Origin of the sequence: Pseudomonas imrae (assembly GCF_046352735.2) — a bacterium.
Lineage (GTDB): Bacteria > Pseudomonadota > Gammaproteobacteria > Pseudomonadales > Pseudomonadaceae > Aquipseudomonas > Aquipseudomonas imrae.
In genome coordinates this window covers 1,769,945-1,789,404 of record NZ_CP110853.2, presented here as the reverse complement: position 1 = coordinate 1,789,404, position 19,460 = coordinate 1,769,945, and the positions used below count along the sequence as shown (strand labels likewise).

Here is a 19,460-nt window from a genome sequence, read left to right as displayed (position 1 = left end):
GAAGATCAACAATAATAATCATGGAGAAGCCCCTATGCGGTTAACCGGTCTTAAACACCAATGGGTATTTGGTCTGTTGTGCGGCGTCGCCAGCAGTACAATCATCGCCGCCAGCAGCGGCCAGGACCACGCCCGTGAAGAAATCGCTGCACAGGCGAAAATCATCGAGCCAACCCTGCTGGAAACCCGTCGTGATATCCACGCCCATCCTGAACTGGGCAATACCGAAAAGCACACCGCCGACCTGGTCGCCAGGCAATTGCGGGAGATGGGCCTGGAGGTAAAAACCGGCGTTGCACGCACCGGCGTGGTGGCCATCCTCAAAGGTGCGTTGCCCGGCCCGACCGTGGCCCTGCGCGCGGATATGGACGCACTGCCGGTCAAGGAAGTCTCCGACCTGCCCTTTGCCTCGAAAGCCAAAGGCGTTTATCTGGGCAAGGAAGTGGACGTGATGCACGCCTGCGGCCACGACGCCCATACCGCCATTTTGCTGAGCACCGCAAAAATCCTCAGCGGTATGCGCGACCGCTTGCCGGGCACCGTCGTGTTCTACTTCCAGCCTGCCGAAGAAGGCCCGAGCGACTTCATTCCCGATGGCAAAAACACCTGGGGCGCGAAGATGATGGTGCAGGAAGGCGTGATGAAATCGCCCAAGCCAGACGCGGTCTTCGGCCTGCATGTCTGGGCTGGCATACCCGCCGGGCAGATCGCCTATCGTGCAGGGCCGACGCTGGCCAGTTCCGACGACCTGCGCATCAAAATCCTCGGTAAACAGACCCACGCCGGCCGGCCATGGGATGGCATCGATCCAATTACGGTAGGCGCGCAAACCATTGTCGGCCTGCAAACCGTGGTCAGTCGTCGCACCGACATTTCATCGTTCCCCTCCGTGGTGAGCATCGGCACCATCAATGGCGGTACTCGCTACAACATCATTCCCGAGTCTGTGGACATGAGTGGAACCATTCGATCCTACGACTATGGCATCCGCCAGAAACTGCACGCGGATGTGCGCCAGACCGTCGAGAAGATTGCTGAAAGCGGTGGCGCGAAGGCCGAGGTGACGATCATTGAAAAGTACGACCCAACCATCAATAACCCGGCGCTGACCGAGAAGATGCTGCCAAGCCTGCAGTGGGCAGCCAACGGTGATGTGAAACAAGGACCGTTGGTGGGTGGAGCTGAGGATTTTTCGTTTTATGCCAAGGAGGCGCCTGGCTTGTTCGTGTTTCTGGGGGTGACCCCGCGGGACCAGGAAATGAGCAAGGCGGCGCCCAATCACAATCCGGGGTTCTTTGTGGATGAGTCGGCGTTGGTCGTGGGAGTCAGGACCCTGGCTTCGCTGGCTACAGATTATCTGTATGCCAGCGCGCAACCTTGAGGCCTTGCCCGACCGCTAAACCACATCCACCCCAACATGAATGGCGTCGTGTCGCCAGAACTCCAGATCGCAATCGATCAGCCGTTCATGTTGGTCGTAATTGACCCGGGCGATCCGCAGCCCGGGGCTGCCCACCGAGACTTTCAATGCCGCCGCCGCCTCCATCTGCAATGAAGTCGGCACAATTTCGAACCGCACCCGCCCGTAGTGCAGGTCGTACTTGCGCGCATACAACTCGGTCATCGACTGATTCAGGTCACAATCCAAAATCCCCGGAAAATACTGCGGGTTGAGGTAGTGCTCGACATACAGCACCAGCCGGCCGTCTATCCGTCGACCCCGGCAGATCTGGATCACGCTGGACAGTGCTGGCAGTTGCAACCATGCGCAGACGGCTGCCGACGCCGGCTGCAGGCGCGCCGAGATCACTTCGGTAGACGGCACCCGGCCTTGAGCGCTGACCATGGCGTGAAAGTGACTGCGTTGCATCAAGTTGTAGGCCAGCCGGGGTGGCGAGACAAACCAGCCACGGCGCTCCTCACGATAAATCTGGCCCTGTGCCTCCAGTTGCAACAAGGCTTCGCGCACGGTAATGCGGGTAGTGCCGAACAACTCGCTGAGCTTGCGCTCGGCGGGCAACTTGCTGGTGGCGCTCAGCAACCCATGGTCGATTTGTTCCTGCAACGCCAGGCCAATGGCTGTCACCGCTTTGGTTGCTTCATCACGCATCAACGTTACCTATTTGGACTAGTCCAGCACTGTCTGGGTGCGCAAGACGCCCCTCGGATGAGCGGTTGCCGGAGCCTGCAAGCCTAGACATTGCACATGACCGACAGATGACAACGCCTCCCCGGGCGCTGCCACACAACCTGCAAGACATCGGCCAAGTCCAGCAATTCCGGGGATTCGAGCATGGTCTACGCTTACCCGGCAACCGCCTGCCCAGACGTGCAAAAAACGACATCGACACGAAACTGTCATCCAGCGCGCCTAAATTGGCTCGTGTATTGCTGACCTAGACCAATACCAACCGCGCCATCAAAGAACGCAGCGTTGAAAACGCCCAAAGGAGCTTCGGATGAAACAGCTTTTCCTGGCATCACTGTTAGGTTCGACTATCGCCATGTGCACCGCCGCCATGGCGGCTGATACCGATTTGAAAACCCTGGAAGCCGCCGCCAAGGCGGAAGGCGCCGTCAATAGCGTCGGCATGCCCGATGACTGGGCCAACTGGCGAGGTACCTGGGAAGACCTCGCGTCCAAGTACGGCCTCAAGCACATCGACACCGATATGAGTTCCGCCCAGGAAATCGCCAAGTTCGCTGCGGAAAAAGACAACGCCAGCGCCGACATCGGTGACGTGGGCGCAGCCTTCGGCCCGATTGCAGTGAAACAGGGCGTGGTCCAGCCGTACAAGCCGAGCACCTGGGAGCAGATTCCGAACTGGGCGAAGGATAAAGACGGCAACTGGGCGCTGGCCTACACCGGGACCATCGCCTTCATCGTCAACAAAAAGCTGCTGCACGGCTCCGAAGTCCCGACCAAGTGGGCAGACCTGAAAACCGGTAAATACAAGGTTTCCATCGGTGACGTGAGCACTGCAGCCCAAGCGGCCAACGGGGTACTTGCCGCTGCACTGGCCAACGGCGGGGATGAGAAAAACGTCCAGCCCGCGCTGCTGATGTTCGCCGACATCGCCAAGCAGGGGCGTATTTCCCTGGCCAACCCGACCATCGCCACCATGGAAAAAGGTGAAGTGGAAGTCGGCGTGGTCTGGGATTTCAACGGCCTGAGCTACAAGGCCAAGATGGCCAACCCGGACGACTACGTAGTCCTGATCCCCTCGGACGGCTCGGTGATTTCCGGCTACACCACCATCATCAACAAATACGCCAAGCACCCCAACGCAGCCAAGCTGACCCGCGAGTACATCTTCAGCGACGCAGGCCAGATCAACCTGGCCAAGGGCAATGCACGGCCGATTCGTGCCGAGCACCTGACCTTGCCGCCAGAGGTGCAAGCCAAGCTGCTGCCCAACGAGCAATACAAGAACGTGACGCCGATCAAGGATGCCGACGCGTGGGAGAAAACCTCCAAGGCGCTGCCGCAGAAGTGGCAGGAAGAAGTCATCATCAACATGCAGTAAGGCATTAACCCACATTGGAACGCCTCTGGAGTTCCAATGTGGGAGCGGGCTTGCTCGCGATAGCGGACGGTCAGTTGAAGCATCTGTATCTGATCCACCGCTATCGCGAGCAAGCCCGCTCCCACACTTTTGACCCCGTTCTTCCGATGACTTTTAATCAGGCCTATTGTTGCGGAGCCTTACCCCCATGAAACACAACGTCATCCTTGTGGTGCTCGACGGCCTCAACTACGAGGTTGCGCGGCACGCCATGGGGCACCTGCAGGCGTATGTCTGTACAGGACGCGCAGCGCTCTACAAGCTGGAATGTGAACTGCCAGCCCTGTCGCGCCCCTTGTACGAATGCATCCTCACCGGCGTCCCTCCTATTGAAAGCGGGATCGTCCACAATCAGGTTGCACGCTTGTCCAACCAGCGCAGTATTTTCCATTACGCCACAGAGGCAGGCTTGACCACTGCGGCGGCGGCCTACCATTGGGTCAGCGAGCTGTATAACCGCTCGCCGTTCATCGCGGCCCGCGATCGTCATACCGACGATGGGACACTGGCGATCCAGCACGGCCATTTCTACTGGAGTGATCATTACCCGGACGCGCACCTGTTTGCCGACGCAGAAAGCCTGCGACTCAAGCACGCACCCAACTTCCTGGTGGTACACCCGATGAATATTGACGACGCCGGCCACAAGCACGGCCTCGACACCCCGCAATATCGCAACAGCGCCCGCTCGGCCGACATCATCCTCGCCGACTATCTGCAGGGCTGGCTCGACGCCGGTTATCAGGTACTGGTGACAGCCGACCACGGCATGAACAACGACCGCTCCCACAACGGCCTGCTGCCAGAAGAACGTGAAGTGCCGCTGTTTGTGCTGGGGGAAGCCTTCAGCCTCGACCCCGGAGCCCGCCCAAAACAAACTGAAATCTGCGGCACCGTCTGCGCCCTGCTTGGCGTTGCCCACGACAAACCTGTCTGCCGGGAGCTGTTGAAGTGAGTTCCATGATCCGTGGTAAATGGCTGGCGGCCTTGTGCCTGGTGCCCTTCGCCGTATTCTTTATCGTGTTTCAAGTCGCGCCGCTGCTGTGGGTGATGGTCAACAGCCTGCAAACCGAAGAGTTCGGCTGGGGCCTTGAGAACTTCACCAAAATCTTCAGTTCGAAGTTCTATCGGCAGGCGATCCAGCACAGTCTCGAGATCAGTTTCTACTCCAGCGTGTTCGGCATCATCATTTCCATATTGGGCAGCTACTCCCTGCGCAAGGTGGATTCGCCACTGCGCAATTTCGTCACTGCCTTCGCCAACATGACCAGCAACTTCTCCGGCGTACCCCTGGCCTTTGCCTTCATCATCCTGCTGGGGTTCAACGGCAGCATTACCTTGATGCTCAAGCAGGCCGGGATCATTCAGGACTTCAACCTGTACTCCAAGACCGGCCTGATCATTCTGTACACCTACTTCCAGATTCCTCTCGGCGTCTTGCTGCTCTACCCGGCGTTCGATGCATTGCGCGAAGACTGGCGCGAATCTGCAGCGCTGCTGGGCGCCAGCGGTTGGCAGTTCTGGCGGCATATCGGCCTACCAGTGCTGACCCCGGCGCTGCTGGGCACTTTCGTGATCCTGTTGGCCAATGCGCTGGGCGCCTATGCCACCGTCTACGCGCTGACCACCGGTAATTTTAACGTGCTGCCGATCCGGATTGCCGCGATGGTCTCCGGCGATATCTCCCTGGACCCGAACATGGCAAGTGCCCTGGCGGTGATCCTGGTGGCGCTGATGACGGTGGTCACCGTGGTTCATCAACTGCTGCTCAAGAGGAGCTACCATGTCTCGCGCTGAAACCAGCCAGGCCGCCCTCTACCATCGGGTAGTGGTGTTCCTGTTGTTTGCCATCCTGGTGCTGCCGCTGATTGGCACCCTGGTGTATTCGATCGCCAGCAGCTGGTCGGCGACAATCCTGCCTTCAGGCTTTACCTTCAAATGGTATGTGCAACTGTGGAGCGACCCGCGCTTCCTGCATGCCTTTGGCCAGTCGTTGCTGGTGTGTGTCGGCGCGCTGATCCTCTCGGTGGTATTGATCCTGCCACTGTTGTTTGTGGTGCATTACCACTTCCCCAGGCTCGATGCGCTGATGAATATCCTGATCCTGCTGCCCTTTGCGGTACCGCCAGTGGTGTCGTCAGTGGGCCTGCTGCAGTTATATGGCTCCGGGCCGCTGGCGATGGTCGGTACACCGTGGATTCTGATCGGCTGCTACTTCACCGTGGCGTTGCCGTTCATGTACCGGGCGATCACCAACAACCTGCAAGCCATCAACCTGCGCGACCTGATGGACGCCGCCCAACTGCTCGGCGCCAGCACCTTTCAGGCAGCGTTCCTGGTGGTGTTGCCGAACCTGCGCAAGGGCTTGATGGTGGCGCTGCTGCTGTCGTTCTCGTTTCTGTTCGGCGAGTTCGTGTTTGCCAACATCCTCGTCGGCACACGCTACGAGACCTTGCAGGTGTACCTCAACAACATGCGCAACAGCAGCGGCCATTTCACCAGCGCCGTGGTCATCTCCTATTTCCTCTTTGTACTGCTGCTCACCTGGGCTGCCAATCTCTTGAACAAGGACAAAAGCCAATGAGCTTCGTCAGCGTCCAGCACCTGCAAAAAAGCTACACCGGCACCCCGGTGTTCAGTGACATCAACTGCGAAGTCGCCAAGGGCGAGTTCGTCACCCTGCTCGGCCCGTCGGGCTGCGGCAAGTCCACGCTGCTGCGTTGCATCGCCGGGCTGACGTCGGTAGACAGCGGCCAGATCCTCTTGGATGGCCAGGACATCGTACCGCTGAGCCCACAAAAACGGCATATCGGCATGGTGTTCCAAAGCTATGCGCTGTTCCCCAACATGACCGTGGAACAGAACGTCGCCTTTGGCCTGCGCATGCAGAAAGTCAACGCCGATGACAGCCACAAGCGGGTACAGGAGGTGCTGCAACTGGTGGAGCTCAAGGACCTGGCGGGTCGTTATCCGCACCAGATGTCCGGCGGTCAATGTCAGCGCGTCGCGCTCGCCCGCTCCCTGGTGACTCGCCCGCGCCTGCTATTGCTCGATGAGCCACTGTCGGCGCTGGATGCGCGGATTCGCAAACACTTGCGTGAACAGATCCGCCAGATCCAGCGCGAATTGGGACTGACAACCATTTTTGTGACCCATGATCAGGAAGAGGCCCTGACCATGTCCGACCGCATTTTCTTGATGAACCAGGGCCGGATCGTGCAGAGCGGCGACGCCGAAACCCTCTACACGGCGCCGGTGGATGCCTTTGCCGCGGGGTTTATCGGCAACTACAATCTGCTGGATGCCGACAAGGCCAGCAAGCTGTTGCAACGCCCCGTCAGCGGACGTATCGCCATTCGCCCGGAAGCCATCGAGCTCAGTCGCCATGGCGAGCTGGATGCCCTGGTACGTAGCCACAGCCTATTGGGCAACGTGATTCGTTACCGTATCGAAGCCCGGGGCGTGGAGCTGGTGGTGGACGTGCTCAATCGCTCGGCCGACGACTTGCATGCGGACGGCCAGCGCCTGGCACTTTCTATCGATCCCGCCGCGCTGTGTGAGGTAGCCTGAGGTTATTGGGTTTTATTGAGGAAAAATGACTGATGGCATTGGTAATCTTTGATCTGGACGACACCCTGATCCATGGCGACTGCGCCACGCTCTGGGCTGAGCAGATGGGGCGTTTGGGCTGGGTCGATCCTGAATCGTTCATGCGCAGGAACACTGAACTTATGGACGCGTACAGCCGGGGCGAGCTGGCCATGGAGGACTACATGGACTTCAGCCTGGAGCCGATGATCGGCCGCAAGCCGGCAGAAATCGAGCATCTGGTGGAGCCGTGGGTCGAGGACATTATCGAACCGTTGATCTATAGCGAGGCTACCAAGACCATTGCCCGGCACCGCAAGAACGGGGACCGGATCCTGGTGATCTCGGCTTCGGGCACTCATCTGGTCAAGCCGATTGCGACGCGGATCGGCATTGATGAAGTGCTGGGGATTGAGCTGGATGTCGCTCACGACGAGTACAGCGGCAAGACCGTTGGCGTACTGACTTACCGTGAAGGCAAGATCACCCGCCTGCTTGAATGGCTGGAACAACAAGGCGAAACCCTGGAGGGTGCGTATTTCTATTCCGACTCACGCAATGACTTGCCGTTGCTGCTCAAGGTCGATCATCCGCAAGTGGTGAATCCTGATCCAGTACTGCGCGAACATGCGCAAAAGGCCGGTTGGCCGATCCACCAGTGGACCTGACGCCCCTTTTTTGAACTCAAACCCAATCAAATGTGGGAGCGGGCTTGCTCGCTCCCACATTTTTGATCCGGTTCAACTTGGAATCGTAGTCAGGTCAGCGTCTCGTCGATTACCAGCACCAGTTTCCCGGAAATCTGGTTAGTGGCGAGTTCGGCGAAGGCTGCCTCGGCATCCAGGATCGGGAAGGTCTTGGCCAACTGTGGGCTCAACCGCCCTTCCGCAAACAGCGGCCATACCTGTTGCCCCAAATCACTGAGCAGGTCCGCCTTGAACTGCTCATCACGGCTGCGCAAGGTCGAACCCAGCAGTTGCACACGTTTGGCCAGCACTTGCGCCAGGTCCAATTGCGCATCGCGTCCGCCCATCAAGCCGATTAACACCCAGCGACCATCCAGCGCTATCAGCTTGAGGTTCTGTGCGGCGTAACTGCCGCCCACCGGGTCGAGAATGACATCGAATGGCCCAAAATCGCGCAGCGCATCAATACCGTCGGTACGTACCACTCCTCCTTGGGCACCTAGCGCCTCACAGTACGCCAGGCGTTCTGCCGAACCGACACTGACCCAGCAGGGACTACCAAATGCCTTGCACAGCTGGATCGCCGCAGAACCCACGCCACTGGCGCCAGCATGCAACAGCACCTTCTCGCCTGGCTTGAGCGCCGCCAGTTGGAACACATTCAACCAGGCGGTGCTGTACACCTCGGGCAAAGCCGCCGCCTCGGCCAGGGACAAGCCTTCGGGCACTGGCAACACGTGACGCGCATCGACGACCACTTCTTCGGCCATACCGCCGCCCGCCAACAGTGCGCATACCCGATCACCCACCTGCCAGGAAGAACCGGCCCCTACTTCGCTGATCACTCCGGAACACTCCAGGCCCAGGACATGACTCGCACCGGCCGGTGGCGGATAGAGCCCCGCACGCTGTAATAAATCGGCCCGATTCAATCCCGCTGCCGCCACACGAATGCGAACTTGGCCTACATCACATGTAGGACTTGGCTCTTCGAGCCACTCCACATGACCGTCAACGCCTTGCAATGCTTTCACAGTGCCTCCATAGTGAGTCTGGACTGAGCCCGTTGCTGTTGCGTCGGGCTTTTTGCATTATGCGACCGGCCCACATGGAACCGGCGACTTCAAAGACGGCCTAATATGCGTTATCAATTGCCCCCGCGTCGAATCAGCATGAAGCATTTGTTCCCCAGCACCGCCCTCGCTCTTTTCATTGGTCTCGGCCTGACGTCGACCAATACGTTCGCAGCCAACAGCTGGGACAAACTTCAGCCTGATCGCGACGAGGTGATAGCCAGCCTTAACGTCGTCGAGTTACTCAAGCGCCACCATTACAGCAAGCCGCCACTGGACGATGCACGTTCGGTGATCATCTATGACAGCTACCTCAAGCTGCTGGATCCCTCGCGTAGCTACTTCATGGCAAGCGATGTCGCCGAGTTCGACAAGTGGAAGACGCAGTTCGACGACCTCCTCAAGAGCGGCGACCTGCAACCTGGCTTCACCATCTACAAGCGCTACCTGGACCGCGTCAAGGCGCGCCTGGACTTCGCCTTGGGCGAACTTGGCAAAGGCGTCGACAAGCTCGACTTCACCCAGAAGGAAACCTTGCTGGTCGATCGCAAGGACGCCCCATGGCTGACCAGCACTGCCGCCCTGGATGACCTGTGGCGCAAACGTGTCAAGGATGAAGTGCTGCGTCTGAAGATAGCCGGCAAAGAGCCCAAGGCGATCCAGGAACTGTTGACCAAGCGCTACAAGAATCAACTGGCACGCTTGAACCAGACCCGCGCTGAAGACATCTTCCAGGCCTACATCAATACCTTCGCGATGTCCTACGATCCGCACACCAATTATCTGTCGCCAGATAACGCGGAAAATTTCGATATCAACATGAGTCTATCCCTGGAAGGCATCGGTGCCGTCCTGCAAAGCGACAATGACCAGGTCAAGATCGTGCGCCTGGTACCGGCTGGCCCTGCGGACAAGACCAAGCAAGTCGCCCCGGCGGACAAGATCATCGGCGTGGCCCAGGCCGACAAAGAAATGGTCGACGTGGTCGGCTGGCGCCTGGACGAAGTGGTCAAGCTGATCCGTGGGCCCAAAGGCAGCGTGGTGCGCCTGGAAGTGATTCCGCACACCAATGCACCGAACGACCAGACCAGCAAAGTCGTGTCTATCACTCGTGAAGCGGTGAAGCTGGAAGACCAAGCGGTGAAGAAGTCAGTGCTCAACCTCAAGCAGGATGGCAAGGACTACAAGCTGGGCGTCATTGAAATCCCGGCCTTCTACCTCGATTTCAAGGCGTTCCGTGCCGGCGACCCCGACTACAAGAGCACCACTCGCGACGTCAAGAAGCTGCTGACTGAACTGCAGAAAGAGAAAGTAAATGGCGTCGTCATCGACCTGCGCAACAACGGTGGCGGCTCGTTGCAGGAAGCCACCGAACTGACCAGCCTGTTTATCGACAAAGGCCCGACCGTCCTGGTGCGCAACGCAGATGGCCGCGTGGATGTACTGGAAGACGAAAACCGCGGCGCCTTCTACAAAGGGCCGATGGCACTGCTGGTCAACCGTCTCTCGGCCTCGGCCTCGGAGATCTTCGCCGGTGCGATGCAGGACTATCACCGCGCGCTGATCGTCGGCGGGCAGACCTTCGGCAAAGGCACCGTGCAGACCATTCAGCCACTCAATCATGGTGAGCTGAAACTGACCCTGGCCAAATTCTACCGGGTTTCCGGACAGAGCACCCAGCATCAGGGCGTGCTGCCGGACATCGATTTCCCATCACTCATCGACACCAAGGAAATCGGCGAAAGCGCCCTGCCCGAAGCCATGCCGTGGGATACAATCCGCCCGGCCATCAAGCCTGCGTCGGACCCGTTCAAACCGTACCTGGCCCAGCTCAAGGACAACCATGACGCGCGCTCCGCCAAGGATGCCGAGTTCGTGTTTATCCGCGACAAGCTGGCCTTGGCGACGAAGCTGATGGCCGAGAAAACCGTCAGCCTCAATGAAGTGGATCGTCGTGCGCAGCACACCAGCATCGAGAATCAACAGCTTGCCCTGGAAAACACCCGCCGCAAGGCCAAAGGTGAAGACCCGCTCAAAGAGCTGAAGAAAGAAGATGAAGATGCGCTGCCTACCGAGCCGGAAAAGACCAAGCCGGAAGATGATGCCTACCTGAGCGAGACCGGGCGGATTCTGTTGGACTACCTAAAGATCAGCAAGACGGTAGCCAAGCAGTAGCCGATGGCAGTTTGATGTGATCGCAGGCAGATCATCAAATAGAGATCACTCTCGTGAAAAAAGACCGGTCGCCCCAGGCACCGGTCTTTTTTTCGATACCAAGAACGCCATGGCCGAACATCTGAACGATTCTGGCGAGGCTATTTCGGCCTGCGGTTATGGTCCGGATCGCGCCCGACCTGTGGCGATCAGAGTTGTTCCAGGCGGATCTGCGCGAGCGGGTGTCCGGCCTTGGCAGCGATTCTCCACCAGCGCGCGGCCTCTACCGGGTCTGGCGCCTTGCCCAGGCTACCCGCCAGGCTCAATACGCCAATCTGATACGCGGCTTTGCCGTCGCCAGCCTGCGCCGCCAGGCGCAGCAACCGTACGCCCTCTTCGCGAGCACCCAGGCCTTGGCCGCGAAAGGTCAGGATATGCCCGTAGAAGCTCTGCGCTGGCACATGACCGAGGTTGGCCATGCGTGCGAACTGACCCTCCAGCCAGCGCCAACCCCACGCTTGGTGCATCAACCAGGACCAGTGAAATAATTTGCGTGCCAGCCAGTAGCCGGCATGCGCCTTGAGTTTCCAGAACATGTCAGGCCTGCACTGTTTCAGGGTATTCATACTCAAAAACCCGGACCACTTCCGAGGCATGCCACGACGCGGCAGCCACGCCATCGGAGGGCCCGCAAAAGCGTCCAAGGCGCTCGACACACTCAAAAAAACCCGTGCGGGGCAAGCGGCTGGCCCCTTGGCTGATCACCAAAGAACTGCGCAATGGCTGATCGGCCTTGGCATCCAGGGCCGCCAGATGCTCCAGTGCAGCCGTCAGGGTTTGCATGGCCGGTGTTGGAAACTGCAGGCGCTCCAACAATGCGCGATAAGTCAAAAGGTGTCGCTGGCGCCGCGCCTGATCAAGTTCGTTGAGCAATCCATCCCAATGTTGACGGCTGATGCGCACGCTCACATGTCTTCCCTCCAACCGGCGATTCCCAATTCCCAGGCCAGACTGCGGCGAATAGCAGCATCCGGCTGGCGCTCGCCACTTTCAATCAGCCCCAGGTAAGACGGGCTGATGCCCACAGTACGCGATAGCGCTTCGATAGCCAGGCCCTTGGCTTCACGCAAGTTGCGCAGGTGCGCCAGTGGGCGAAAATCCTGCCCGGAAGCGGCGTCGGGTGTGCTTGAAGAAGGCATCGGCGCCTGTTGCTGTAGGCCGGCAGCTTTTAACAGCGCCTCGTATTGAGCCCATTGCAGAACCGCGTATTCGGGCTCGCCGTCCCGTGAAATTATTTGAATATCCATGACTGCCCCGTAGGATTACAGCACTTACTCAGTAAGTACTTTCCTTAGGAGTGTAATCCTAACAGTCCTGAAGAGCGCAGCGGGATAGTTGGCTGTTCAGTTTTTTTTCAGGTTTTCCTCCTGCAAAAGCTCAGGCGTGGCAGGCAAGCGCTCCACCACCACTAGTTTTTCCGGGCTCTGACGTTCACGCCAGACACGAAAAGCACTGAGTTCGCCATCCAGGGTTTTCATGATCCAAGCCAGTACGGCAATGTCGTCCAGCATGCCGAACATCGGCAGAAAGTCTGGGATCGCATCGATCGGGCTGAGGAAGTACATCAGGCCTGCCACCACCGACACCAGTGCCTTGGGGCTGATCGCACGGTACTCGCCGCGCCAGTATGCCAGGCACAAGGCCTGGAGCAGTTTCAGATCATCCTTGAGCTTACCCAACCGGCCACCTTGGCTGGAGCCTTTGGCAGCGACCGCGAACAATAACGTCGGCAAGCGACCGCGACCGATCAAGCGTGCGGCCAAGGGTAGGAAACGGGCGAAATTCCAGGGTGCTTTCATCATCACTCCAGTTCCAGGCAAGAGAAAAGGTTATCCACACAACTTGTGGATAACCTTGTGAACAGAGCGCATTTTCACGGCTGAAAGCCCCGTTTTACAAGGGCCACAGTCAGATCGGGCGTTTTTTGCGCACATAAAAAAAACCCAAGATTTCATTGACTTGGGGAGCATCTGCGGCTAACCGCGCCCAACTTCCCATCTGACTGCTCTAAGTCGCAGGGGTTCGTTTGGATTTGCACAGGCTCGCAGCAGATACCGGCAAATCCATCATCCAGATACAACAACGCCCCGTCGAGACGGGGCGCTGCGTGTTCAGATGCCGCTTACTTGGCAGCCGGTGCTTCCGGTGCTTCTGGAGCCTCAGCCTTGGCCGGGTCCTTGATAGCCAGCAGCTCCAGGTCGAACACCAGCACGGAATTGGCTGGAATCGCCGGGCTCGGGCTCTGGGCGCCGTAGGCCAGGTCAGACGGGATGTACAGCTTGTACTTTTCGCCGACGTGCATCAGTTGCAGGCCTTCGACCCAACCCGGAATCACGCCGCTGACCGGCAGGTCAATCGGGCTACCGCGATCCACGGAGCTGTCAAAGGTAGTGCCGTTAGTCAGCTTGCCGGTGTAGTGCACAGTCACTACGTCAGTCGGCTTTGGCTGGGCGCCGTCGGCTTTCTTCACGACTTCGTACTGCAGGCCCGAAGCGGTAGTGACGACACCTGCTTTCTTGCCGTTTTCTTCAAGGAATTTCTTGCCGGCAGTTGCCGACTCTTCACTCAGCTTGGTCATACGTTCTTCGGCACGCTTTTGCAGTGCGGCGAACGCCTCGACCAGCTCGTCATCCTTGAGCTTCTGCTCTTTCTTGCCGACGGCATCTTCAATGCCCTGGGCAACCGCTTTGGAGTCCAGGTCGTCCATGCCTTCCTGGGCCAGACTCTTGCCCATGTTCAGGCCGATACCGTAGGAAGCTTTCTGCGCCGGGGTTTTCAGCTCTACGCTGGTCTGCGAATCACAACCCGCAAGTACCAGGCTAACCAGGGCCACCGCCGCCGCCAACCGATGCTGTTTCATGCTATTTCCTTGTTCATGCGCCAAAAGGGCATTCGAATAAAGTCGCGAGCTTATCAGGCGGCCACGACCAATGGCTACCGGCATGTGAGCAGGAAATATCTGATAAGTTCACGTGTTTAAAAGCATTTTCATCTGTTTCAGGGCCTGCGAGCGGACAGCATGAGCGCTGAAATCGGCGCAATACACCGATCATGGCCACTTGCCGCATACTGTACGCAATGGCATAAGAACCAAACAACTCGACAAGGATAGTTATCTTGCGCACTTTTTCCCGTGTATTACTCCTGCTCGCGGCATTGCTGGCACTGATCCTGGCCGTGGTGCTCTATTACACCGTCAACCCGAAACTGCCCGACTACGTGCCTGTCCAGCAGGTGCATTACCAGGATCAGTGGAGCGCCACCGATCGCCAGACCTATTACTTCACGCCGCAGGGCACACAAGTCAAGGGCTTGCGCTATGAGTGGTTCACCGCCCTGGAACTGCCGTTTAACGAACAGCGTTTTGCCACGCCCGCGTACCTGGCGCGCTTCGGTTTTCTGGTGGACCCCGGACAACAGGCCACGCCCCTGAACCCCGGTAACCTGCCAGTGGGCTTTACCCGACATAAAAACCCGGGCAGCAATGAGCAGTTTCTCGACATCACCTGCGCCGCCTGCCACACCGGCGAGCTGCGCTTCAACGGTCAGGCCCTGCGCATCGACGGCGGCGCAGCCCAACATGTGCTGCCTTCCAGCGTACCGACCTTGCGTGGCGGAAGTTTCGGACAGGCCTTGGTAGCCAGCCTCGCCGCCACTTACTACAACCCCTGGAAGTTCAAGCGCTTTGCCCGCAATGTGCTGGGAGATCAGTACGAGACCCAGTACGATCAATTGCGCCAGGACTTCAAGACGTCCCTGGATACCTTTCTCAAGGTCGCCTGGAATGACACACACCGCGGCCTCTACCCCACTGAAGAAGGCCCGGGCCGCACCGATGCATTCGGCCGCATTGCCAATGCAAGTTTTGGTGACGCCATTTCTCCCGACAACTACCGTGTTGCCAACGCGCCAGTGGATTACCCGCAACTGTGGGACATGTGGACATTCGATTGGGTGCAATGGAACGGCTCGGCCCAGCAGCCGATGGCCCGCAATATCGGGGAAGCGCTCGGCGTTGGTGCGACCCTGGCCTTTTTCGACAGCGCCGGCCAACCGCTCAAGGGTGATGCGCGCTATCCATCCAGCGTGCGCGTTCGCGACCTGAACCTCATTGAGGAAACCCTGCAACGGCTCAAGCCACCCACCTGGCCTGAAGAACTGTTCGGCGCCATCGACAAACCTTTGGCTGCACAAGGCCGCACCCTGTTCAGTGAAAACTGCGCCGGTTGCCACGTACCTGCCGTCACGCAAGAAAACGGCCGCCTGGTGCAACAACTGAAAATGCTCCCGGTGGAGGTAATCGGCACCGATCCCGGCAGTGCCAATAACATTGCAGATCATCGCTACGACCTCAGCGCACTGCAGTGGGATACTGCAGAGCTGGCGCAGTTGAACGTCGAGCTGCACCCGACGCCCACTGAGCCTCTGGACCTGCGCAACCTGTCGGTGGCCAAGGGCCTGGCCTACGTCACCGCGTTCGTCGAAGAACACGCCTATCGCGCCGCTGGCGTGACCCCGGCTGAGCGCCCTCGACTGGACGGATTCGGCTTGCCTATTGGTGTACTCGAACAGCGGGCCTACAAGGCTCGCCCGCTGGCCGGCGTATGGGCCACACCGCCGTTCCTGCACAACGGCTCGGTGCCAACGATCTATCAGTTGCTCTCGCCTCAGGATGAGCGCAGTCGCACCTTCTATAAAGGCACCTTCGATTACGACCCGAGTCATTTAGGCTATCGCACTGAAGCCTTTAAAAACGCATTCCAGTTCGATACCAGCATCACCGGCAACCACAATAGCGGCCACGAATTCCGTGCCGGCAAGCGTGGCAACGGGGTTATTGGTCGCGAGCTTGCACCGCAGGAGCGCTGGGCGCTGCTGGAATACTTGAAAGTACTGGGCGGCCCACTGGAGCAACAACTGCCATGACCTCCCCTCTTCGCCAAAAGGATCGTTCAATGCTCGCTCGACTGTGGCTGCGCCTTGGCGCATTTTTCGGCAAAACCCTGTTGTGGCTAATCGGCCTTGGTTTACTTGGCTGGTTGCTTTCCACACTGTGGTTCGCCTGGCGCCACAGCGGACCGGTCTCGCCGAACGAGCAGATTCCTGCGGGGGAAGCTGCAATGACCCAAGGCATCATTCAAACCGCCGTACGCATCGTCGATCAGCACCGTGAGGGCACCCGCTACCTGCGTGATGCCCATGCCAAGGCCCATGGCTGCGTAAAGGCCGAAGTCAGCGTACTGGCGGATCTCGACCCGGCGTTGCGTCAGGGGGTGTTTGCCGAACCGGGCAAGACCTGGCAGGCGATGATGCGCCTGTCCAACGGCAATGCCTATCCGCAATTCGACAGCATCCGCGATGCTCGTGGCATGGCGATCAAGCTGCTGGCCGTGCCGGGCAAGCAACTGCTGGCCGATCAGCAGGCGCGTACGGAACAGGACTTTGTGATGTTCAGTCACCCGAACTTTTTCGTCAGTGATGTGGCTGAGTATGCCCAGAACGTCGGCGCCCAGGCCGATGGCAAGAAGGTGATGGCATTCTTCCCGAGCATCGATCCGCGCAGTTGGCAGGTGCGGCATTTGTTTATCGCCCTGGCAACCCTGGCGCCAGCGCCGGCCAGCCCGACACAGACCACCTACTTTTCGGTATCGCCCTACAAGTTCGGCGCGGCCAATGCCAAATTCCGTGTCGCACCAGACCCACAAGGCTGCCCGCACTATGACTTGCCGCAGCAGAATCAGGCGCTGCCGAATTTCTTGCGCAGCGCCTTGAGCCAGCAATTGTCCACCGACCGCGTGGATGCCTGCTTTGTACTGCAGATCCAGCGCCAGGACCCGCAGAAGTACATGCCCATCGAGGACACCAGCATCGAGTGGAAGGAAAGCGACGCGCCGTACGAAACCGTGGCCCGTGTGCGCATTCCCGCGCAGGATTTTGATACCCCGGCGCAGAACCTGGCGTGTGACAACCAGTCGTTCAACCCTTGGTTCGGTATCGAAGAGCATCGGCCAATCGGCGGGATCAACCGCCTGCGCAAGGCGGTGTACGAGGCCGTCAGCGACTATCGCCATAGCCATAATGCGCAGCAGTGATCAGGCCCGCCGTCACGGAATGGCGGGCACAAAAAAGCCCGCTATATAAGCGGGCTTTGCGTGGCGACCTGGCGTTCAGCGTTCCAGATAACCGAATATGGCGCAGCGGACGGGACTCGAACCCGCGACCCCCGGCGTGACAGGCCGGTATTCTAACCGACTGAACTACCGCTGCGCGTAACACATCAAGCGAATGGTGGGTGATGACGGGATCGAACCGCCGACCCTCTGCTTGTAAGGCAGATGCTCTCCCAGCTGAGCTAATCACCCTTCACTTTCGGTGTGGGCCGCATCATATACGAAAAAATCGCAATGTGTTGATTTAAATGCATTTTATTAAAAATAAATTTTTGCGCGCCCCAAGCACGCACGAAGCACACGCTTCTGGCGCTCAAACGCGACTCTATTGCGCTACCCGGCCACAGGCATGACAATTAAAAACCTTTCTCAATAACGCCCAGATCACACCGATACCTGTGGAGCGTGGGCTAGCAGGACATCCACAACAACTCACACAAGGGCTATGAAGAGTTTTCCCAGCAAGCCTACTGGCTGGTGGACCTGATGAGCCGCTATCAGATCAGCAAGAACGGGTCGGCGACGCTTAATCTCAATAATATTTTCGACAAGTCCTACAACACCAACATCGGCTTCTACAACTCCGCTGCTTACGGCGAGCCACGCAATGTCATGGTGAGTACATGCTGGAATTTCTAAACGCCCAATAAAAATGCCCCCGACTATTGGAAATAGTTCGGGGGCATTTTTATGAGTACCCAGGTATTTTGACAAAACCCAGACAGCAAAAAGCCCGCTCGATGAGCAGGCTTTTTGTGGTGACCTGGCGTTCAGCGTTCCAGATAACCGAATATGGCGCAGCGGACGGGACTCGAACCCGCGACCCCCGGCGTGACAGGCCGGTATTCTAACCGACTGAACTACCGCTGCGCGTAACACATCAAGCGAATGGTGGGTGATGACGGGATCGAACCGCCGACCCTCTGCTTGTAAGGCAGATGCTCTCCCAGCTGAGCTAATCACCCTTCACTTTCGGTGTGGCGCGCATTCTACGGAGCGGCCCAACCTCTGGCAAGCACTTTCTTAAATCTTTTTTTTCAGGCCTTCCAATGGCTTAGGCGGGGTTGGCCTCAGACGCTACGAAGAGAATAATGCCCCCCTTTGTGTAAAGGAGAGACTCACCCCATGTGGTTCAAGAACCTGCTTATCTATCGCCTGACCCAAGATCTGCCTGTTGATGCCGAGGCGCTGGAAACTGCAATGGCCACCAAACCGGCGCGCCCTTGTGCAAGCCAGGAGTTGACCACTTACGGTTTCGTCGCCCCGTTCGGTAAAGGTGAAGACGCGCCACTGGTACACGTCAGCGGCGATTTCCTGCTGATCGCCGCACGCAAGGAAGAACGTATCCTGCCGGGCAGCGTTGTGCGTGACGCGGTGAAGGAAAAGGTCGAGGAGATCGAGGCCGAGCAAATGCGCAAGGTCTATAAAAAGGAACGCGACCAGATCAAGGACGAAATCATCCAGGCGTTCCTGCCTCGTGCCTTTATCCGTCGCTCGTCGACCTTCGCTGCCATCGCGCCGAAACAGGGCCTGATCCTGGTCAATTCGGCCAGCCCCAAGCGCGCCGAAGACTTGTTGTCGACCCTGCGCGAAGTGATTGGCACCCTGCCCGTGCGTCCACTGACCGTAAAAACCGCGCCGACAGCGATCATGACTGACTGGGTGACCACGCAAAAACCAGCCGATGACTTCTTCGTGCTCGACGAGTGCGAGTTGCGCGACACCCACGAAGACGGCGGCATTGTGCGCTGCAAGCGCCAGGACCTGACCGGCGAAGAAATCCAGCTGCACCTGACCACCGGCAAAGTCGTGACCCAGCTATCCCTGGCCTGGCAGGACAAGTTGTCCTTCATGCTCGACGATAAAATGACAGTCAAGCGTCTGAAATTCGAAGACCTGCTGCAAGACCAGGCCGAACAGGACGGCGGCGACGAGGCCCTGGGCCAATTGGATGCCAGCTTTACTCTGATGATGCTGACATTTGGAGACTTCTTGCCGGCGCTAATCGAAGCCCTGGGCGGCGAAGAAACCCCACAAGGCATTTAAGCCTGGCGAAGATCAAAAATGTAGGAACGGGCTTGCTCGCGATTGCAGTGAATCAGCTTGCACATGTGTTGATTGACACACCGCAATCGCGAGCAAGCCCGCCCCCACATTTTGATC

General features: G+C 58.5%; 18 protein-coding genes, 4 tRNA genes and 1 pseudogene. 12 read left to right on the top strand and 11 right to left on the bottom strand.

Annotation, left to right across the window (positions count from 1 at the left end; translation table 11 throughout):
* The first annotated feature begins 34 nt into the window (after window positions 1–34).
* Window positions 35–1,381 carry an amidohydrolase gene (locus OQ460_RS08210; protein WP_410021327.1) on the top strand — a complete coding sequence of 449 codons (1,347 nt, stop codon included), beginning with the start codon at window positions 35–37 and terminating at the stop codon, window positions 1,379–1,381.
* 15 nt (window positions 1,382–1,396) lie between these two features.
* On the opposite strand, the gene OQ460_RS08205 is transcribed toward OQ460_RS08210, so the two are convergent.
* Window positions 1,397–2,110: a UTRA domain-containing protein gene (locus OQ460_RS08205; RefSeq protein ID WP_410021326.1), complete on the bottom strand. Its 714-nt coding sequence runs from the start codon at window positions 2,108–2,110 to the stop codon at window positions 1,397–1,399.
* Window positions 2,111–2,459: 349 nt separating this feature from the next.
* On the opposite strand from OQ460_RS08205, the gene OQ460_RS08200 reads away from it, so the two are divergent.
* The 6 genes from OQ460_RS08200 (at window position 2,460) to OQ460_RS08175 (ending at window position 7,822) form a co-directional block, all read left to right on the top strand.
* The gene (locus OQ460_RS08200) at window positions 2,460–3,527 is read left to right on the top strand and encodes an ABC transporter substrate-binding protein (RefSeq protein WP_410021325.1); all 1,068 of its coding nucleotides are present in this window, start codon (window positions 2,460–2,462) and stop codon (window positions 3,525–3,527) included.
* A 187-nt stretch (window positions 3,528–3,714) separates the two neighbouring features.
* Window positions 3,715–4,521, top strand: a complete 807-nt coding sequence (locus OQ460_RS08195) for an alkaline phosphatase family protein (protein WP_410021324.1) — start codon at window positions 3,715–3,717, stop codon at window positions 4,519–4,521.
* A gap of 5 nt (window positions 4,522–4,526) precedes the next feature.
* Window positions 4,527–5,363 (top strand): ABC transporter permease, encoded by an 837-nt coding sequence (locus OQ460_RS08190; protein WP_410021952.1) that lies wholly within the window; start codon window positions 4,527–4,529, stop codon window positions 5,361–5,363.
* Window positions 5,350–6,150, top strand: coding sequence for an ABC transporter permease (locus tag OQ460_RS08185; RefSeq protein ID WP_410021323.1), 801 nt, complete (start codon window positions 5,350–5,352; stop codon window positions 6,148–6,150). Before OQ460_RS08190 ends, OQ460_RS08185 begins: the two co-directional genes overlap by 14 nt.
* The gene (locus OQ460_RS08180; protein WP_410021322.1) at window positions 6,147–7,136 is read left to right on the top strand and encodes an ABC transporter ATP-binding protein; all 990 of its coding nucleotides are present in this window, start codon (window positions 6,147–6,149) and stop codon (window positions 7,134–7,136) included. Before OQ460_RS08185 ends, OQ460_RS08180 begins: the two co-directional genes overlap by 4 nt.
* Window positions 7,137–7,168: 32 nt before the next feature.
* On the top strand, window positions 7,169–7,822 hold the full coding sequence (locus OQ460_RS08175) for an HAD family hydrolase (protein ID WP_410021321.1): 654 nt from the start codon (window positions 7,169–7,171) through the stop codon (window positions 7,820–7,822).
* 89 nt (window positions 7,823–7,911) lie between these two features.
* Here OQ460_RS08175 and OQ460_RS08170 read toward each other — a convergent pair whose 3' ends face one another.
* Window positions 7,912–8,874: a zinc-binding dehydrogenase gene (locus OQ460_RS08170; RefSeq protein ID WP_410021320.1), complete on the bottom strand. Its 963-nt coding sequence runs from the start codon at window positions 8,872–8,874 to the stop codon at window positions 7,912–7,914.
* A gap of 138 nt (window positions 8,875–9,012) precedes the next feature.
* On the opposite strand from OQ460_RS08170, the gene OQ460_RS08165 reads away from it, so the two are divergent.
* Window positions 9,013–11,088, top strand: a complete 2,076-nt coding sequence (locus OQ460_RS08165) for a carboxy terminal-processing peptidase (RefSeq protein WP_410021319.1) — start codon at window positions 9,013–9,015, stop codon at window positions 11,086–11,088.
* A gap of 188 nt (window positions 11,089–11,276) precedes the next feature.
* Here the strand turns inward: OQ460_RS08165 and OQ460_RS08160 are convergent, their stop codons facing one another.
* From OQ460_RS08160 to OQ460_RS08140, 5 genes are all read right to left on the bottom strand, one after another.
* Window positions 11,277–11,663, bottom strand: a complete 387-nt coding sequence (locus tag OQ460_RS08160) for a tetratricopeptide repeat protein (protein WP_410021951.1) — start codon at window positions 11,661–11,663, stop codon at window positions 11,277–11,279.
* A gap of 1 nt (window position 11,664) precedes the next feature.
* Window positions 11,665–12,036: a hypothetical protein gene (locus tag OQ460_RS08155; protein WP_410021318.1), complete on the bottom strand. Its 372-nt coding sequence runs from the start codon at window positions 12,034–12,036 to the stop codon at window positions 11,665–11,667.
* Window positions 12,033–12,374 (bottom strand): helix-turn-helix domain-containing protein, encoded by a 342-nt coding sequence (locus OQ460_RS08150; protein ID WP_410021317.1) that lies wholly within the window; start codon window positions 12,372–12,374, stop codon window positions 12,033–12,035. Before OQ460_RS08150 ends, OQ460_RS08155 begins: the two co-directional genes overlap by 4 nt.
* Before the next feature lie 96 nt (window positions 12,375–12,470).
* Window positions 12,471–12,926 (bottom strand): YkvA family protein, encoded by a 456-nt coding sequence (locus OQ460_RS08145; protein ID WP_410021950.1) that lies wholly within the window; start codon window positions 12,924–12,926, stop codon window positions 12,471–12,473.
* Between the two features lie 323 nt (window positions 12,927–13,249).
* Complete coding sequence (locus tag OQ460_RS08140) at window positions 13,250–13,987, bottom strand: FKBP-type peptidyl-prolyl cis-trans isomerase (RefSeq protein ID WP_410021316.1); 738 nt, start codon at window positions 13,985–13,987, stop codon at window positions 13,250–13,252.
* A gap of 257 nt (window positions 13,988–14,244) precedes the next feature.
* Here OQ460_RS08140 and OQ460_RS08135 point away from each other — a divergent pair, with 257 nt between their 5' ends.
* Both OQ460_RS08135 and OQ460_RS08130 read left to right on the top strand, forming a co-directional pair.
* Window positions 14,245–16,053, top strand: coding sequence for a di-heme-cytochrome C peroxidase (locus OQ460_RS08135; protein ID WP_410021315.1), 1,809 nt, complete (start codon window positions 14,245–14,247; stop codon window positions 16,051–16,053).
* Window positions 16,054–16,082: 29 nt separating this feature from the next.
* Entirely contained in the window at window positions 16,083–17,219 is a 1,137-nt protein-coding gene (locus OQ460_RS08130) for a catalase family protein (protein WP_410021314.1), read from the top strand.
* Between the two features lie 98 nt (window positions 17,220–17,317).
* Here OQ460_RS08130 and OQ460_RS08125 read toward each other — a convergent pair.
* Together OQ460_RS08125 and OQ460_RS08120 are read right to left on the bottom strand one after the other, a co-directional pair.
* Window positions 17,318–17,394, bottom strand: a tRNA-Asp gene (locus OQ460_RS08125).
* A gap of 19 nt (window positions 17,395–17,413) precedes the next feature.
* Window positions 17,414–17,489, bottom strand: a tRNA-Val gene (locus OQ460_RS08120).
* 243 nt (window positions 17,490–17,732) lie between these two features.
* Between OQ460_RS08120 and OQ460_RS08115 the strand changes: the two are divergent.
* A pseudogene (locus OQ460_RS08115) lies at window positions 17,733–17,936 on the top strand (hypothetical protein); the annotation flags it as partial.
* Between the two features lie 154 nt (window positions 17,937–18,090).
* Here the strand turns inward: OQ460_RS08115 and OQ460_RS08110 are convergent.
* Both OQ460_RS08110 and OQ460_RS08105 read right to left on the bottom strand, forming a co-directional pair.
* A tRNA-Asp gene (locus OQ460_RS08110) sits at window positions 18,091–18,167 on the bottom strand.
* Window positions 18,168–18,186: 19 nt separating this feature from the next.
* Window positions 18,187–18,262 (bottom strand) — tRNA-Val (locus tag OQ460_RS08105).
* A 160-nt stretch (window positions 18,263–18,422) separates the two neighbouring features.
* Between OQ460_RS08105 and rdgC the strand changes: the two genes are divergently transcribed.
* Window positions 18,423–19,343 carry a recombination-associated protein RdgC gene (gene rdgC, locus OQ460_RS08100; protein ID WP_169898978.1) on the top strand — a complete coding sequence of 307 codons (921 nt, stop codon included), beginning with the start codon at window positions 18,423–18,425 and terminating at the stop codon, window positions 19,341–19,343.
* The last annotated feature ends 117 nt before the right edge of the window (window positions 19,344–19,460 follow it).

What these genes read in the sequence shown, in the direction of transcription:
- OQ460_RS08210 (WP_410021327.1), top strand. Translation starts at nt 35, where the DNA reads ATGCGGTTAACCGGTCTTAAACACCAATGGGTATTTGGTCTGTTGTGC.
- OQ460_RS08205 (WP_410021326.1), bottom strand. Translation starts at nt 2,110, where the DNA reads ATGCGTGATGAAGCAACCAAAGCGGTGACAGCCATTGGCCTGGCGTTG.
- OQ460_RS08200 (WP_410021325.1), top strand. Translation starts at nt 2,460, where the DNA reads ATGAAACAGCTTTTCCTGGCATCACTGTTAGGTTCGACTATCGCCATG.
- OQ460_RS08195 (WP_410021324.1), top strand. Translation starts at nt 3,715, where the DNA reads ATGAAACACAACGTCATCCTTGTGGTGCTCGACGGCCTCAACTACGAG.
- OQ460_RS08190 (WP_410021952.1), top strand. Translation starts at nt 4,527, where the DNA reads ATGATCCGTGGTAAATGGCTGGCGGCCTTGTGCCTGGTGCCCTTCGCC.
- OQ460_RS08185 (WP_410021323.1), top strand. Translation starts at nt 5,350, where the DNA reads ATGTCTCGCGCTGAAACCAGCCAGGCCGCCCTCTACCATCGGGTAGTG.
- OQ460_RS08180 (WP_410021322.1), top strand. Translation starts at nt 6,147, where the DNA reads ATGAGCTTCGTCAGCGTCCAGCACCTGCAAAAAAGCTACACCGGCACC.
- OQ460_RS08175 (WP_410021321.1), top strand. Translation starts at nt 7,169, where the DNA reads ATGGCATTGGTAATCTTTGATCTGGACGACACCCTGATCCATGGCGAC.
- OQ460_RS08165 (WP_410021319.1), top strand. Translation starts at nt 9,013, where the DNA reads ATGAAGCATTTGTTCCCCAGCACCGCCCTCGCTCTTTTCATTGGTCTC.
- OQ460_RS08160 (WP_410021951.1), bottom strand. Translation starts at nt 11,663, where the DNA reads ATGTTCTGGAAACTCAAGGCGCATGCCGGCTACTGGCTGGCACGCAAA.
- OQ460_RS08150 (WP_410021317.1), bottom strand. Translation starts at nt 12,374, where the DNA reads ATGGATATTCAAATAATTTCACGGGACGGCGAGCCCGAATACGCGGTT.
- OQ460_RS08145 (WP_410021950.1), bottom strand. Translation starts at nt 12,926, where the DNA reads ATGAAAGCACCCTGGAATTTCGCCCGTTTCCTACCCTTGGCCGCACGC.
- OQ460_RS08140 (WP_410021316.1), bottom strand. Translation starts at nt 13,987, where the DNA reads ATGAAACAGCATCGGTTGGCGGCGGCGGTGGCCCTGGTTAGCCTGGTA.
- OQ460_RS08130 (WP_410021314.1), top strand. Translation starts at nt 16,083, where the DNA reads ATGCTCGCTCGACTGTGGCTGCGCCTTGGCGCATTTTTCGGCAAAACC.
- rdgC (WP_169898978.1), top strand. Translation starts at nt 18,423, where the DNA reads ATGTGGTTCAAGAACCTGCTTATCTATCGCCTGACCCAAGATCTGCCT.